The 16,975-nt window shown below is 44.3% G+C and carries 14 protein-coding genes; 1 reads left to right on the top strand and 13 read right to left on the bottom strand.

Translation table 11 applies throughout. The features are described from left to right. Positions 1-44 precede the first annotated feature (44 nt). From IGI71_RS05545 to IGI71_RS05505, 9 genes are all read right to left on the bottom strand, one after another. The gene (locus IGI71_RS05545) at positions 45-1,472 is read right to left on the bottom strand and encodes a 6-phospho-beta-glucosidase (protein ID WP_121261845.1); all 1,428 of its coding nucleotides are present in this window, start codon (positions 1,470-1,472) and stop codon (positions 45-47) included. A gap of 17 nt (positions 1,473-1,489) precedes the next feature. Further along, positions 1,490-3,361 carry a beta-glucoside-specific PTS transporter subunit IIABC gene (locus IGI71_RS05540; protein ID WP_121261847.1) on the bottom strand — a complete coding sequence of 624 codons (1,872 nt, stop codon included), beginning with the start codon at positions 3,359-3,361 and terminating at the stop codon, positions 1,490-1,492. A gap of 116 nt (positions 3,362-3,477) precedes the next feature. Next, a complete protein-coding gene (licT, locus tag IGI71_RS05535) occupies positions 3,478-4,314 on the bottom strand; it encodes a BglG family transcription antiterminator LicT (protein ID WP_074535051.1) in 837 nt (278 codons plus the stop codon). Positions 4,315-4,541: 227 nt separating this feature from the next. Beyond that, positions 4,542-5,588 carry a hypothetical protein gene (locus tag IGI71_RS05530; protein WP_430616205.1) on the bottom strand — a complete coding sequence of 349 codons (1,047 nt, stop codon included), beginning with the start codon at positions 5,586-5,588 and terminating at the stop codon, positions 4,542-4,544. 241 nt (positions 5,589-5,829) lie between these two features. Then, on the bottom strand, positions 5,830-6,645 hold the full coding sequence (locus IGI71_RS05525; RefSeq protein ID WP_015509354.1) for a carbohydrate ABC transporter permease: 816 nt from the start codon (positions 6,643-6,645) through the stop codon (positions 5,830-5,832). A 21-nt stretch (positions 6,646-6,666) separates the two neighbouring features. Beyond that, a complete protein-coding gene (locus tag IGI71_RS05520) occupies positions 6,667-7,551 on the bottom strand; it encodes a carbohydrate ABC transporter permease (RefSeq protein WP_185953265.1) in 885 nt (294 codons plus the stop codon). 30 nt (positions 7,552-7,581) lie between these two features. Continuing rightward, positions 7,582-8,892 carry an ABC transporter substrate-binding protein gene (locus tag IGI71_RS05515; RefSeq protein ID WP_121261851.1) on the bottom strand — a complete coding sequence of 437 codons (1,311 nt, stop codon included), beginning with the start codon at positions 8,890-8,892 and terminating at the stop codon, positions 7,582-7,584. Positions 8,893-9,062: 170 nt separating this feature from the next. Further along, complete coding sequence (locus tag IGI71_RS05510) at positions 9,063-10,175, bottom strand: NADH-dependent flavin oxidoreductase (RefSeq protein WP_010747833.1); 1,113 nt, start codon at positions 10,173-10,175, stop codon at positions 9,063-9,065. A gap of 172 nt (positions 10,176-10,347) precedes the next feature. Then, on the bottom strand, positions 10,348-10,719 hold the full coding sequence (locus IGI71_RS05505; protein WP_010747832.1) for a MarR family winged helix-turn-helix transcriptional regulator: 372 nt from the start codon (positions 10,717-10,719) through the stop codon (positions 10,348-10,350). 308 nt (positions 10,720-11,027) lie between these two features. Here IGI71_RS05505 and IGI71_RS05500 point away from each other — a divergent pair, with 308 nt between their 5' ends. Then, a complete protein-coding gene (locus tag IGI71_RS05500) occupies positions 11,028-11,684 on the top strand; it encodes a hypothetical protein (RefSeq protein WP_034868420.1) in 657 nt (218 codons plus the stop codon). 43 nt (positions 11,685-11,727) lie between these two features. Here IGI71_RS05500 and IGI71_RS05495 read toward each other — a convergent pair whose 3' ends face one another. From IGI71_RS05495 to IGI71_RS05480, 4 genes are all read right to left on the bottom strand, one after another. Continuing rightward, entirely contained in the window at positions 11,728-13,104 is a 1,377-nt protein-coding gene (locus IGI71_RS05495) for a TrkH family potassium uptake protein (protein WP_121261853.1), read from the bottom strand. 78 nt (positions 13,105-13,182) lie between these two features. Further along, positions 13,183-13,812: a V-type ATP synthase subunit D gene (locus IGI71_RS05490; protein WP_010747829.1), complete on the bottom strand. Its 630-nt coding sequence runs from the start codon at positions 13,810-13,812 to the stop codon at positions 13,183-13,185. Next, a complete protein-coding gene (locus tag IGI71_RS05485; RefSeq protein WP_430616204.1) occupies positions 13,793-15,190 on the bottom strand; it encodes a V-type ATP synthase subunit B in 1,398 nt (465 codons plus the stop codon). The genes IGI71_RS05490 and IGI71_RS05485 overlap by 20 nt, the downstream gene beginning before the upstream one ends. Continuing rightward, a complete protein-coding gene (locus IGI71_RS05480) occupies positions 15,174-16,961 on the bottom strand; it encodes a V-type ATP synthase subunit A (RefSeq protein WP_121261855.1) in 1,788 nt (595 codons plus the stop codon). The genes IGI71_RS05485 and IGI71_RS05480 overlap by 17 nt, the downstream gene beginning before the upstream one ends. Positions 16,962-16,975 lie beyond the last annotated feature (14 nt).

Below are 16,975 nucleotides of genomic sequence, written 5' to 3'. Positions count from 1 at the left end.
CCGTTGGCGTTTCTTTCCTTAAAAATAATCGTTGGTTAACTGGCTTAAGCCAAATCTTCTCCATTTGAGGCAATCACTTTTTTGTACCAATAAAAAGATTGCTTCTTGCTGCGGGCTAATGTGCCATTGCCTTCATTGTCGCGATCGACATAGATATAGCCATAGCGTTTCTTCATTTCTCCGGTTCCTGCTGAAACCAAATCGATACAGCCCCATGAAGTATACCCCAGCAGTTCCACACCGTCTTTATCAATGGCTTCTTTCATCGCTGCAATATGCGCACGTAGATAGTCGATGCGATACACATCATTGATTTTTCCATCTTCGTTTGGTGTATCCACCGCTCCTAGACCGTTTTCGACGATGAAAAGTGGTTTTTGGTAACGGTCATAAAGATCATTCATCGTGATCCGCAAACCAAGCGGATCAATCTGCCAGCCCCATTCCGACGCTTCTAAATACGGATTTTTAATGGTCGGGAACAAGTTGCCTTCCGTTTTTTCAACACCGGAATCTTCTGAAGCAGCGACCCGAGAGGCATAGTAAGAAAAGGAAATAAAATCGACGGTATGGGCTTTTAATAAAGCCGTATCTTCGGCGGTTCGTTCCAAAGTGATTCCTTTTTCCGCTAGCATCTTCAAACCATAATTTGGATATTCTCCTCGCGATTGCACATCGATAAAGAAATAGTTGCCGCGATCGCTTTTTTTGCTTTCCCAGACATCTTTCGGATTGCAGCTGTAAGGATAATAACTAGCCGCTGCCAGCATACAGCCTACTTTGTTTTCTGGATCGATCTCGTGGGCGATTTTTGTTGCCAACGCACTAGCGACTAACTCATGATGAGCAGCTTGATATTTGATTTGTTCTTCATTTTCGCCCTCAGCAAAGGTCAGCCCTGCACCGAGAAACGGGGCATGCAAGATCATATTGATTTCATTAAAGGTCAGCCAGTACTTCACCAATCCTTTGTAGCGAGTGAAGATCGCCCGACAAAGGTTTTCGTAAAAGGCAATCATCTTACGGTTGCGCCAACCGCCATATTCTTTGATCAGATGGATCGGACAGTCAAAATGCGTGATCGTCACCAAAGGTTCGATTTGGTATTTGCGACATTCTAAAAACAGTTCTTCATAAAAGCGCAAGCCTTCTTCATTAGGGGTTTCTTCGTCGCCCTTCGGAAAAATTCTTGACCAAGCAATCGATAAACGATAGGTTTTAAAGCCCATCTCCGCAAATAAGGCGATATCTTCTTTGAAATGATGGTACATATCAATCGCTTCTTTTACTGGATAGAAATACCCTTCTTCAAAGGCAAGCATCTCACGCTTGCCGGTAATGACTGCTCGTCGCTCCTTGCCAGTCGGAATCACATCGACATTGGCAAGTCCACGCCCCCCTTGATCAAACCCGCCTTCACATTGATTGGCGGCTGTTGCGCCGCCCCATAAAAAGTTTTCTGGAAATCCCATGTCTTATTCTCCTTTTTTTAGCCGATCACTTTGATGATTTGATCGCCAAACGTAATCGGACCACTGTTTGCCGTCAAAATGTCGCCCACTTCTGCACTGTTGGTGATAACGATCGGCGTGATCACTGGATAACCTTTTTCTTTGATAAACTCGATATCAAACGTAATCAATGGGTCACCAACTGATACTTTTTGTCCTTTTTCTACTTGATAGGCATAGCCTTCGCCATTCAATTGCACTGTATCGATCCCCACGTGAATCAGCAGCTCAATGCCTTCCTCACTGGTCAAGCCAATGGCATGCTTGGAATCAAAGACTGCTGTGACAGTCCCGTTGACTGGTGCTAGTACTTCTCCGACGGTTGGCTCGATCGCTACCCCTTGTCCCAGAATTTCTTCTGAAAACATGCCATCATTGACTGCTTGCAGGCTTTTTAGTTCCCCTTTTAAAGGTGCTTTGATCTCTGCACCGCTGATTTGATGGGTTGGTTCTTGCTCTTTGTCTGCTGGTGTTGCTTCAGGTGCTTCTTCTGTGACAGGGTCTTTGTATAAGAATAATGTCGCAATAAATGTGACTACGATACTGATTGCCGCACCGATACAGGCATTGGTCAAATGACGTAAGGTGTCATCGCCGATATAGCTTGGCAAAGTCAATAGACCTGGTGAGCCGCCTGAGAAATTGCGGACACGCATGATTCCCATAAACAGACCCCCAAATCCGCCACCGATCATTGCTGCATACAAAGGTGTTTTAAACCGTAAGTTGACCCCATACAACGCTGGTTCAGTGATGCCGAATAGACCTGTCAGACCTGCAGAAAATGCCAATTGTTTGATCGTAGAATCTTTGGATTTGAAACCAACGCCGATAGCTGCAGCTCCCTGACTGACGTTTGAAGCCAGCATGCCAGGATAGATCACTGTATCATAACCTGTGGTCATTCGGTTGTTGATACCGATAGGAACCAATCCATAGTGGGTACCCGTTGCCACGAACAATGGGGTGAAGGCACCGATTAATAACGGAACGATCCATGGGCTGACCGTTTCTAAGGCTTGGATCCCTGCGGAAATCGCTTCACTGATCATATAGCCTAGAGGACCTAAAGCAACTAATGCTACCGTCCCTACGACGAAGATCGTCAGCAACGGTTTGCTAAAGAATTTGATTGCTTTTGGTGAGACCTTATCAGCAATCGGTTCAACGTAAGACATGAACCAAACACTTAAGATGATGGGGATCACCGATGATGAATAGGTGACTGGTGAAATCGGCAAACCGAACAAATGGATGCCGCCACCTGACTCATTGGCTGCTGTCACCATACCGATGAAGTTGGGATGCAGTAAAATTCCACCCACCATCATCGCCAGATACATGTTGGCTTTGAACTTTTGCGCAGAAGAAGCAGCCAGTAGAATCGGTAAGAAGTAGAACGCAGCATCTGCCATAAAGTTTAGAATTTGGTAACTTTGACTTTCTGCCGTCAAGACATTGAAGACCACCAGCAACGAAAGGACCGCTTTTAACATCCCAGCTGCCGTGATGGCTGGCAAGATCGGGGTGAAGATCCCAGTGATCGTATCGATAATTTTCGCTACACGTCCCCGATCGTCTTCTTCTGTTTCTTGATCACTAGTCAAATTAGTTTGGGCAGTGATTTCGTTGTAGACATTGCCAACATCACTGCCGATGATCACTTGGTACTGTCCGCCCTTGTTGACCACACCCATGATGCCTGGTGTGTGTTTTAAAGTGCTTTCTTGTGGTTTGCTGTCATCTTTCAAGTTGAAGCGCAAGCGGGTCGCACAATGGGTCAAGCTTTGGATATTTTCTTCCCCACCAACATTGGTGATGATCGTTTTTGCTAACTCTTTGTAATTCATGTCGTTCCTCCTATTTTGGTCCTTCGTTTGCTTTTCGTGTGTCAAAACATAAAAAAATACCTAAACGAACCCCTTGGGAGTTCATTTAGGTATAGCCTGCCAATCCAGTAACAATCCTAAGCACTTGTTATTCGTTTGATGTGTATAGTTAAATAGATCAATTCGTCTTCTTCTAACGGTCTACCGAATTCTTTGTTGATGTAGTCGCTGATTTTCAGCGCACACGCATATTCCTTCATATAGCGGTCTTTCAACATAAAAATAAAACTGCCGGTTCCTGCATCATCGAGCTTTGTTCCGCTGAATAAGCGCTGGACAAAAAATTTCAAATGGGTCACAAAGCGTTCGTAGTTCAATGAATACTCATCAAGCTCCATTGAAAAATGATATTTAACGATGTTTAGGATATGCTGAATGATCTTCGCCATTTCCGATACTTGACTGACCTGCGCCATATCCAACTCCGCATTGACGATGTGCAATGCTATGAAGCCGGCTTCATCTTCTGGCAGCTCGATCGCCAAGCGATTTTTGATGATCGATAACGCTTCTTTGCCAATGAGGTATTCATGGTTATAAAACCGCTTGATTTCCCATAGCAAGGCATTTTTGATTTCCATGCCATTTTGATAGCGCTCGATAGCATAATTGATATGATCGGTCAGCGTCAGAAATAATTTTTCGCTCAATTTTTTCCCAAGGGAAACTTTTGCAAAACTGATGATCTCATTCGCTACTTGAATATGTTCGATAGGGATAGAAGAAAGTAATTGGGTTAGTTTTGTGACATTCCACTCTTGTGTACTGAGATAGACTTTTTCAATCTTGGTATCGTCGATCACATCGCCTGGCTTTTTCTTAAAGCCTAAGCCTTTGCCCATGACGACCAATTCTTGTTTTTCCTCATTCTCAGAAATCACAATGTTGTTATTGATCACTTTTGTTACGTTCATTTTAACGACCCTATTCTTCTTTAGATTTCTTCACACAAAAAAATAGGTATAGCCCGCCTAAAGCGGTAACAATCCTCAGAGCCAGTGTAGCATGAGAAAAATCACTCGTCAATGGGGATTTTTAACCGCTTGTTTAAAAGCAGAAAACAGCGCTGCTGCCATTTGAGTCTTTGGCAGAACGCTGTTCACTGGTTTATGGCTCACTAACTCTCTTTGTGAGAGATGAATTAGATACGATTTTCGTGGTCAGCAGTTTTGACTAAGTTTGCACCCACCATACCACCGATTGACGTAAGAACGAGTCCTAAGACCATTGCCACAAAGCCCCAAATGGATGCTTTGGCTGTTGCATCACTTGCTTCTTCCGCTTTTTGACGAGCGTCTTCCACTGCTTGGTCAATGTCTTGTTTGGCTTGTTCAAGATTTTGTTGCGCATTTTCGATTTGTTTTTGCGCTTCATCAGAAGCATCTTGTAAGCCGTTCACGATATTGTTCGTTGCTTCTTCTGCTTCTTGTTGGCTTAGATCTGTGTTTTGAGCCACTGCATTTGAGATTGCTTCTTTATCGACTGAATCACCGATCGTTGTAGCACGATCTTGTAATTTGCTTGCTAAATCATCAATGATTTTATCAGCATCATTTGGATTGGTTGCAATGTCTTTGCCAGCATCTTTGATATCATTTGTCGCGTCAGACAATTGGTTTTGCAAGTAGTCTGGTTGCAATTCAGGAACATCGGTATCTTGTAAAACATCATTGACGTTCGCTTGTAATTCATCTGTATTGACGTCTTCCATGTTTCCTGTTATTTCATCGAAGGCTTTTGAAGCGACATCGCCAGCACCAGAGGCCACTGTTTCAACACCACTACCGACAGCAGAAGCAACGTTTCCTAAAAGTGACCCGACTACAGAAAAAGCACCGATCGTTAAGTAAGAAAGCATAATCATCATCACGATCATACTTGTTGCCCATGTTAAGAAACCATGAACCAATCCGACACGTCGAGCAGCAACACCAGAAACAAAACCAGCACCGAATAATGCCAAGACGAAGGTAATCACTGTCCAAATCAATAATCCTGTCCCAACACCATCTAATGGGTTATTAGAGGTTGGTTCCACCATACCAAAACCGATTGCTGAGCCAATCATTGACAGTGTCATGAACAATGCGATAAATGTTACGACCCCTGCAAAGATAGACCCCCAAGACAAATTATAGCCTGCCTCCCGCTCATCTGAACCTAAATAATTTCTAAATCCTCTTTTCATCATTACATCCCCTTTTTGTTTTTTTAACCTGAATTAAGTCTAACAATTGATTGTTTTTTTATCAATCAACTCGACTTGCGCTATCTTTTTGTAAGAAAAATGAATGAATCTGAATTGTTTGACTATTTATTAAAATAATGCCTCTCAAGGCAATTGTTTTTTATCTGAGGAAAGCTATTTCACCCCCTGCGTCAAGCCTTCCCCAACCTTATGGAAAAGTAGCCAAGCTGGTTATTGCTACTTATAGTTTCAAAGAACCGGTCATGCCTTTCACAAAGCCTTTTTGCATAAACAAAAACAATACCAACGTTGGGATCGTTGCAATCACGATCGCCAGCATTTGAACGCCATAATTTGGTACGTAACTGGCTGACGATAAATTGGAAATCAGCAATGTCATGGTTTGACGACTTTCCGTTTGCAAAAAGACCAGTGGTAGCAAATAGCTGTTCCATGCGTTCATAAAGGCATAGATGGCAGCGGCAGCATAGGTCGAGCGCATCATAGGGAAAACGATCCGGAAAAATATCGTGTACTCTGTTGCCCCCTCGATGCGACTCGCATCTAAAATACCGTCAGGAAAAGACTTGAAGTTCTGGCGAAAAAAGAAAATCAGAAACAGGTTATTGACCAATGGCAAAATGACCGCCACGTGCTGATTGACTAGCTGCATTCCTGCCATCATTTTAAACAATGGGATCACCAAAGTTGCCAGTGGCACCATCATACATAGCAGAAAAACCGCATAAATCCCTTCACTCGCCCGCGTTCGAAACTTCTCAAATCCAAAGGCAGCCAAAGAAGTGACCAGTAGACTGACAAGGACGGTGATCAATGAAATCTTGATGGAATTCCACATGATCAATGGGATGTCGTAATTGCTGAACAGCACCTGAAAATTGCTTGCTAGCTGATTCCCAAAAGTCAGCTTCCCTTCGGCAACTTGATTGGCGGTATTGGTAGAGCCCACCATCATCCAGTAAAACGGAAAAATCGAAAAAAACGAGACGATCAGTAAAAAACCATATTTTATGCATCCACTTAAAGTAACTTTCATAGCTGCTCCTTTCTATCGCTTTTATTGATTCGTTTTCGAGAGTTTCAACTGGATCACAGATAAAAGAGCGATGATGATCACTAAGACCCACGACAGCGTAGCCGAATACCCAAAATTTGACGTATAGACAAAGGAGTGATTATAGATCAGTTGGGCGACAGTCAACGTCTCATTGGATGGGCCACCACCTGTTAGATTCACCACTTCATCAAAGAGCTGGATCGTCCCAATGGTGGAGGTGATGGTTGTAAAAACGATCACCGGCTTCAGCTGCGGGATCACTACGAAAAAGAACTTTTGAAACCCATTCGCCCCATCGATCGCAGCAGCTTCTAAAGTGTCATCCGAGATATTTTGCAATCCTGCCAAATAAAAAATCATGTTATAGCCTGTCCAACGCCAGCACAGGGCAATAATAACGGTCAGTTTTGCTAAAAACGGATTATTTAGCCAATCTAGCGGTTGCGTGATCAAGCCAATGTTCAGCAGCCCTTGATTAACGATCCCGCCAATTTGAAACATCATTTTAAATAAAACTGCATAGGAAACCAGCGAGGTGACACAGGGTAGAAACAACGCCAATTTAAAGAAGGAGCGTCCTACAAGCTTCGGCGTGTTCAAAACAAACGCTAGCAGAAGACCCAACAACACCATGATCGGTACTTGAAAGATCAGAAAGATAAAATTATTGAGTAAAGCTTTTTGAAAAATCGTATCATGCAGCATACGCAGGTAATTGCCGAAGCCGACAAAAACCGATTGCAGTCCCTGCATACGATGCAGGGAAAGGTATAAGGAATAGACGATGGGATACAGCAAAAAGACACTACTGAATACTAAAGAAAGGCCAATAAATCCCCAGACTTGTTGGTTTTTGGGGCGCTTTTTTCTGATCGTATTTTGCATATTCATCACTCCTTAAGCAACACAAGTCGGCTATTCGCCGACTTGCATCTTGTAGGTGTTTTCTGCTTCCGTCAACATATCATCTAAGGACATGGCACCATCAAAATAGCTTTGCATTCCCCCACGCAAGGCATCCACTGCCGCTTGGGTATTTACCCCGTAATCAACGGCGGGGATGTCCGCCATCCAACTGGAGAAATCTTTATAGATTGGGGCGTCATTAAAGAAAGGATCTTCATATTGATAAGCTTCTCCTTCTTGTGAGGGTAGGTAAGTCCCCACTGCCCCATTTTCTACTAAAATCTCTTGATAGAATTCATCATTCCCAGCAAATTCTTGTTTGAGAAAATCAATGGCCAACGCTTTATTTGGTGAGTCATTGAGCACCAACCAGCTAGAACCACCCAAGTTCGAGTAAGGTGTCGCTCCAGACACTGTCTCTAATTGAGGAAGATTCGTATAGCCCCATTTTCCTTTTTGATCTTCTGCGGATCGGATTGTCGCAGAAAACCAGATGGCTGAATTGACTGCTGCCACTTCTCCACTCGTCACTGCACCGATCCCTTCTGGCGCAAAATAATCTACTGGTTTTGCCAACTCTTTTTCTTCGATCGTCTTCAGGATCGGCAGCATTTCACGAATAGCAGGATTGTCTTTCAAGAATATGTTTCCGTCTTCATCAAAATACCATAATCCGGCTGACTGCATCGCCATCTGGATATAATGAGTGCCGCGATTTGGAATAAACGCGACGAACCATTTCCCCGTTTTTTCTTTGACTGTCTCACCAATCTCCACAAATTTGGACCAGGTTAGATTGGTGAGTTCACTTTCATCGATCCCCGCTTCACTTAAATAATCTTTGCGGTAGTAGAGTCCAGCAGAACCTGAATCAAAGGGAACCGCATAAACGCCGTCTTGATAGGTCGCATTCGTTACTTTGTAAGGAGCAAATTGGTCAAAGTCAATGTCTTCCGATAATTCTGCAAATTTTCCTTCGTAGTTCAGCAAATAGTTCTGCACGTCATAGTCATCCATCAAAACGATGTCAGGCAAACCTTCGGAGACCCCTGAAGTAAAGGATGAAACCATTTTTTGCTTGGTATCCTCGTTGGACATCTCGACGACATTAAGGTCGATTGCGTCATTGTCCGCATTGTAATATTCCCCGGCTTTTTCCATAATTGGAATATTAAAATTTGTGTCCCAAGCCCAAACAGTTAGCGTATTCTCATCTGTACTGGCAAAATCTTGTGAATCTGCTGTTTCTTGATTTCCACCACAACCAGCGAACAACAACCCTGTGACAATTACTAGCAAGAACAAGCTACTTTTTTTCATTTTTCTCCCTCCAATATGATTCTCTCCTCATCCCCATCAGCATAAAAATAAAGTAAACGCTTACCTTTACGCCAATTATAAAGAATGATGGTCATAATTGAAAATAATCGGATTGTTCCTCTCCTTCTATCAAAAAACCACCTTCGCCCAAGGCAAAGGTGGTTGTCTGCTTATTTTTCTTCATTTAGGCGATCTGGCATCATGTTTTCCATAAAACCCCAAACGCCGTTTTGTAATACGAGTTCCTCACGTTCGTAAGTAGAAACCGTGGTGCGGATCAACGCATCTTGACCGTCTAAGACTTTTTGTCCCCAATGAGGATCGATCAACAATGCCCGCCCCACTGCAACAAAATCTGCATGTTCTAGCAATCCCGCGGCATCTTTCGATGTTCGGACATCCCCTACACCAATCAAAGGAACCCGCTGAGCGATTTTTTCATAGACATACGCCAACATCGATTTTTCTTGGTACGCTTTTGAAATCGATTTGCGGGTATAATCCGCAAGGGAGATGTGCAGATAGTCTAATCCTTTTTCTGCCAGTTGGTCCACTAAGAACAACGTATCTTCAAAGCGAATCCCTGGTTCTTCGAATTCTTCCGGTGAAAAACGATAACCGACGATAAACTCCTTCACACCTGATTGGTCCACTGTTTCCAATACTTCATCGACGAGCTTCTCAATAAAACGATAACGGTTCTCTAGTGAGCCACCCCATTCATCGGACCGACGATTTGAGTGAGGAGAAAAGAATTGTTGGATCAAATACGTATTGGCTCCGTGGAGTTCTACGCCATCAAACCCCGCCTTGATCGCCCGTTCGGTAGCTTTTTTAAAGTTTTCAATAATCGTTAAAATCTCATCTACTGTGACTTCTCGGGGAACCTGGGCATTTGGTCGTTCGGCAGCAACTGCGCTGGCAGAAATCGGTTGTGTTCCTCGTAGGACCGAGTCATCCGTCATCCGACCGGCATGAAAAATCTGTAAAATAGCTTTGGTCCCATTGGTTTTGATGGTGCTGGCTAATTTACTTAATCCAGGTAAAAAGGCATCGTCGTAAGCGCCTAATTCCCCTTCCCAGCCCTTGCCATCTTCTTGGACATTGGCTGCCGCTGTGATGACTGCTCCGACTTCCCCAGAGCGTAAGCCATAGTAAGCCAACTCATCTTTCGTAATCACCCCATCAAAGAAGGACATCTTGGTCGTCATTGGTGCCATAATGATTCGATTTTTCAACTGCAATCCGCGCTTAAATGTTGCTTTGTCTGTTACATTTCGCATGGGTTTCCCACCTTTTCCATTGGATTTATTTCGCTTTGTAGATCTGACTGGCTTAGTTGCCCAAGGAGATCCTTAAAACAAATCGGTGCATCTTTTTTCTTTTTATCAAAATATACATGCACATGCATCTATATTACAAAAGAATCAAGGAGAAAACAAGTGAAAAACATCATTAGTCCAGCATTTCCTCCAAGACTTTTTCAAAAACGACTTTTGAACGCTGCAGTTTCTTTTCACCTGATTGGGTCAAATCAATATAGATTCCCCGCTTATCATCTTGACAAGAATGCCGTTCGATCACACCGCACAGCTTGTCTTCCATGCGCATGATCATACGTGACATCGCACTTTGACTAAGATCAAAATGGGCGATCAAATCATTGAGGCGCATGCTATGATTGGGGGTCTTTTCTAAGTAATAAAGCACGTAATACTCATTCAAAGACAGATTGCTTTCTGCTTTGAGGGCTTGCTCCAAACGAGCCTCGATCGCTTGATGCTGATTCGTAAAGGCTAACCATTGCCCCATCCGTTCTTTTTCCATCCTCTTCACCACCCATTCTTCTATACCAAGGTATTTTAATCTAGATCCCTGCGTTACGCAAGTCGCCAGAAAAGGCTAACACTTTATTATACAAAATTAGCCAGCTACTGCGGGCGTTCATGAATGTTTTATGATAGAATTGACGAAAAATTCAGCAAAAACTTCCTGTTCTTTCTCAATATTCTATACTACAATAGCTTTAACACCAAAGAATATTTAAGCACTATATCAGCAAAATTGTGCATTCCGACACAATAATTTGCTTGTTTTAGATGTTCTAATATTCTAAGGAAAGGATGAAGCAAACGATGAAAAAAACATTTTCTTTGATTGGGGCACTAACACTCGTCAGTTTGGGGCTTTTGACAGGTTGTAACAACGAAAAAGATACTGCTCAGTCAACCAGCGAGCTAAGCCAGAGTCGTGTGTCTACTGAAAGCAAACAAAGTACGTCGACGCAAACGACTGAAAGCAGCTCCTTAGCGTCAACCTCTACTTCAAAAACTTCGACCACAAGCCAGCAATCGACGGACCACTCTGACACAATGCAAACGACAGCAAGCTCAGCTTCCAACGAGTTTCCATATGCCGTTGATCTTTCCCAATATGGCCCTACACTGACTTTTCACTTCAACGGTTTCAATGTACCAGATACTGTCACGATTCAAAATACGACTCCAATGATCATTTCGATTCCCGACAGAATTAGTTATGAAGCACAAGTCGATACGATCGCGACAAAGGAGATTCGCATCTTTTCAGCAAATGACAATGGGATTCGTACAGTAAAAGTGAATACCCAGTTGACCTTTGCAAAAGAGATCACACCCAATAGCAATCCTGATTTTAACCAAAACCTGTACCTATTTACAAATAAGGAGGGTGGTCTATCTTTGATCACGCCGAACTATGCGGGAAATGTCAGCGATGACCAACGAGATGTGATGTTAGAAGTACTTCAATAAACGAAAAACAGGGAAACGAAGCACGCTTCGTTTCCCTGTTTCGTTACCCGATCATCACGGTTTCATCAGGATATTTGTAGCCAGCTTCTTGTTTGTTGGCTTTTTTCATCAATGAAAAAGCAACGGTCATGATGCCGACTCGACCAATGAACATCAAAAAAATGATCAAAAGTTTGCCAAAAACCGACAAGTAAGGCGTCAACCCCATGGTCAATCCCACCGTTCCAAAAGCGGAAAAAACTTCAAAGGCAATGGTTGGCAACCCAAAGTTTGGGGTTTGCGGCATACGCTCAGTGATCGACAATAAGAAAATCGCTACGAAGCATAACGTCAAGGTAAGAAAGAACAACGTAAAGGCACGCGATACAGCAGATTCTTTGATCGTGCGACCAAAAACTTCCGCTCGACTGCGCCCTTTCAATAAGCTGCGGATCTTGATGATCAAGACCGCAAATGTCGTTGTCTTCAATCCCCCAGCAGTTGATCCAGAGGTGCCGCCGATATACATTAAAATCATCGTCAGCATCAGGCCTGCTTGACTCATTTGTCCGTAATCAATACTGAAAAATCCAGCGGTTCTTGGGGTGACCGCTAAGAAGAGGTATTGGAAAAAACGTTCGATGACCGAGTCACCCGTGATCAACTGTGAATTGGCTTCGGTCAAAAAGAACCCTGCCGTTCCAAAAACCACCAAAACGATCATAGCGATCCATGCCAAGCGGCTATGCAGGGACCTTTTTTTGGACGCCGTATGCAGGAGATCGAACCAAACGAGAAACCCCAGACCACCTGCGATGATCAAGAAACTGACGACCCCCAGCACAAATGGGTCGTTTTGAAACCCTACCATGCTGTTGCCGAACAAATCAAACCCAGCATTACAAAAGGCCGAGATCGCATGAAAAACACTGTACCAAAGGCCTTGCTCCCAACCAAAACGGGGCACGAATGCAAAAGCCAGCAAGATGATCCCACTGACTTGGATCAAAAAGGCGATCCGAATCAGGTACCATGCCAAATGGATTTCTCCAGACATTCGGTCCAGATTCAATGATTCCCGCAAAATCATCCGAGTACTAAGATGGACTCTTTTTCTCGCCAAGATGTAAAAGAAGACGGGAATCGACATGAAGCCGATCCCACCGATCTCAATCAGCATCAGCAAGATCCCTTGGCCCCACAGGTTGTAATGATCGGCTACGGTCAAGGTCGAAAGACCCGTCACGCAAACAGCCGATGTGGCAGTAAACAGCGCATCTAAAAAGTTGGTGCCTTCACCACTTTGGGTGACAGCCGGCAGCATCAGCAAGCCAGTTCCTGCCAATATCAGCAAAACGAAGACCAGTGTGACGATCTGCGGAATCAAAAAGCGTTGCGATGCCAGCTTTTTTTTCAAACGATTTCTTTTTTTCATTTTCATTTCCTTTGACCTTTTGCAAAAACCAATGTCTTAGTAATCCAAGTTTATTGCATTTGTTTTTTCTCTTATCATACCATTTTATTTTGATTTATTCTTCACTTTGATCATTCTTGTTACGTTTGCTCGTTCATTTTCTTCCAGCCGCATTTTGATTCCATAAATGGCTTCTTCCAGCTCGGGAATCGTCAAATATTCTAGGGCATTGACGCGTCGGCGCGTCCGTTCGATTTCCCCTGCCATCAATTGACAGGTCTTTTCGATTTCCGTTAGCTCCAACAGCTTCGGCATGACGTCAGTAAAACGGGCGACAGCATTATCTAACGGAACATTGGAATTCAAAAAGCCGTACTCGATCGGCGCTTGCATCACCGTATCGTCGTAATCAAAATGCATCACTGGCACTTCCACACTCATGATGTTTTTCGTGGACAATTCAAGGGAGACTTCAGTTGCTGGTAAAATAAACATTTCTTCAATGTATTTTTCATTGATTGTGGCATTGGCTAAGCGAAATGCCTTCATGGCACGCTGCAATTGTTCTTCGACTTCTTTACGCAAGCGGTCATTCTTTTTGATCAATTCAATAAATTGACGCATGAGTTCGTCTTGTTTGTCTTTTAATAATTTGTGTCCGCGTTTGGCTGTCGCCAATTGTTTGCTGAGGCGCGACAGCTCCATGCGGGTTGGATTAACGGTTTTTTGCGCCATTGTTCTCCTCTCCCGGTAAGTATTCCGCCAGTAGGGCATCGCTGATCCGCTTCAGCTCGACTTTTGGCAGCATCGCCAATAATTCCCAGCCTAATTCCAAGGTTTCGATAATCGAACGGTTGGTGCGATACCCTTGGTTCAAGTATTCATTTTCGAAGCGTTCCGCAAATTTGGCATAGGTTTTATCTACTTCCGACAATGCCGATTCTCCTAAAACGACTGCCAATTCCTTGGCATGCTTTCCTTGAGCATAGGCAGAAAACAACTGGTTCATCGTTGCGGCATGGTCTTTACGGGTTTTTCCTTCACCGGTCCCTTTATCTTTTAACCGTGACAATGACGGCAAGACATCGATGGGTGGCTGGATGCCGTTTTTATACAAATCACGAGACAAGATGATTTGTCCTTCGGTGATATAGCCGGTCAAATCGGGAATCGGATGGGTTTTGTCATCTTCTGGCATGGTCAAAATCGGTAGCTGGGTCACTGAACCTTTCAAGCCGCGAATCCGTCCCGCACGTTCATATAACGTGGATAAATTGGTATAAAGATACCCAGGATAACCCCGACGTCCTGGCACTTCACGACGAGCAGAGGAGATCTCCCGCAAAGCTTCACAGTAGTTGGTCATATCCGTCATGATCACCAAGACATGCATGCCCTTTTCATAAGCCAAATATTCGGCTGCCGTCAGTGCCATTCGGGGAGTAGCGATCCGCTCGATCGCTGGGTCATTGGCTAGATTCATAAAGACGACAGAATGGTCGATGGCGCCAGTTTGACGAAAATCTTCCATGAAATATTCTGCTTCTTCAAAGGTGATCCCGATGCCAGCAAACACAACAGCGAAATCGTCTTCCGAGTTCAACACTTGTGCTTGACGCGCAATTTGCGAAGCCAATTCTTTATGAGGCAGACCAGAACCAGAAAAAATCGGCAGCTTTTGTCCCCGAACAAGCGTATTCAAGTGGTCGATCGATGAGATCCCCGTTTGAATAAACTCATCAGGATAATCCCGCGCTGCTGGATTGATTACTTCGCCGTTGATGTCCATAAATTTTTCTGGGACGATCTCTACTCCGCCATCTTTGACCCGACCTAAACCGTCAAAGACTCGCCCGATCATTTGCTCGGAAACGCCTAATTCCAAAGGATGTCCTAAGAAACGCACCGCAGATTCCCGCAAATTGATCCCGCCGGTTCCTTCAAAAATTTGGACCAACGCTTTGTCTTCTTGGATCTCCAGTACTTGTCCTTGCCGCGTTTCGCCGTTTTGCATGCGGACTTCGATCAACTCTTCGTATTTGACACCGGAGACGCGATCGACGGCCATCAATGGTCCGACTACTTCTCCAATCGTTTTATATTCCTTGATCATCGGTGCGGTCTCCTTTCTGTAAAATTTCTTTCATCGTTGCTTTGATCTCTTGATGCAAAGCAGGAATTTTTGCTAATTCCGTTTCAGGCAGGTACTTCATACGTGCCACTTTGTCTCGCAATTCTTCGGTTCCTGCATAGATTTCTGAAAGATACGCACCTAGCGTCAACGCATCTTCCGCTTCTTTGTGGAGCAGCAAGATCGTTTCCAGCATTTTGAACTGCTTTTCACGAGAGGTAAACGTATCGACGTCGTCAAAAGCGTTTTGCTGCAAGAAATCTTCTCGCAATGATTTGGTGGTTTCCAGCAATAACTGATCTTTTTCGGATAAAGCGTCGATACCGACAAGTCGAACGATCTCTGACAACTCAGATTCTTTTTGCAGCATCCGCATGGCTTCTGTTACTTGTTTGGACCAATCCACTTGCATTTGTTGGTCCAAAAAGGCACCCAATTCGTTTTCGTATAAAGAATAGCTCTTCAACCAATCGATCGATGGAAAATGACGCTTTTGCGCTAAGGTGGCATCTAAGCCCCAAAAGACTTTTACGACCCGCAACGTATTTTGGGTAACTGGTTCTGAAATATCGCCGCCTGATGGTGAAACGGCGCTGATGGCAGTGATACTGCCTTCTTGATCAGAACCTAAGCAAATCGCTTTTCCAGAACGCTCATAATACTCTGCCAAGCGGCTGCCTAAGTAAGCTGGATACCCTTCATCCCCAGGCATTTCTTCCAGACGACCAGACATTTCTCGCAGTGCTTCTGCCCAACGTGAGGTGGAATCCGCCATGATCGCCACTGAATACCCCATGTCTCGGAAGTATTCCGCAATCGTGATCCCAGTATAAATCGACGCTTCCCGAGCGGCTACCGGCATATTGGAGGTGTTAGCGATCAACACGGTTCTCGCCATTAAAGATTCACCACTACGAGGGTCGATCAACTCTGGAAACTCGTTCATTACATCGGTCATTTCATTGCCGCGTTCGCCGCAGCCGACATAGACGACCAGATCGACATCCGCCCATTTGGCGATTTGGTGCTGAACGACAGTCTTCCCTGCACCAAATGGTCCTGGAACGGCTGACGCCCCGCCTTTAGCGATTGGAAAGAAGGTGTCGATCACTCGCTGGCCAGTAATCATTGGTTCGACTGGATTCAGTTTTTGCTTTACTGGACGGCTATGACGCACGGGCCATTTTTGCAGCATCGTGAAAGACCGTTCTCCTTTGGGTGTATCTAAAACATAAATCGTTTCATCGATGGTAAATTCCCCCGCATAAACAGCCTTGACTGTTCCTGAAACGCCATGAGGAACCATGATCTTGTGATTGATCAACGGTGTTTCTTGCACGGTGCCGATGACCATCCCGGTACTGACTACTGCACCGACTTCGACTGTCGGTTCAAAGGGCCACTTTTTCTCATGATCCAACGCAGGCAATTGCACCCCACGCGTCAAGAAGTTGCTTTGGGTGATAGACATGAAGGTTTCTAAGGGACGTTGGATGCCATCAAACATTTGTGACATGATCCCAGGCGCCAATTCGACGGATAGCGGTTCACCGGTGGTTTCGACTGGTTCACCAGGTCCGATCCCAGACGTTTCTTCATAGACTTGGATCGAAGCGACGTCGCCGCGCATTTCGATGATCTCACCGACCACGCCTAAATCTCCTACATAACAGATATCTTCTAAACTTGCATGGCCCATATTTTTGGCTAACACCAATGGACCAGATACTTTAATAATTGTTCCTTTTTCCACAACATCGGCTCCTC

Source organism: Enterococcus sp. DIV1279b, assembly GCF_050531515.1.
Lineage (GTDB): Bacteria > Bacillota > Bacilli > Lactobacillales > Enterococcaceae > Enterococcus_D > Enterococcus_D casseliflavus.
This window is presented reverse-complemented; position numbering and strand designations above follow the sequence as displayed.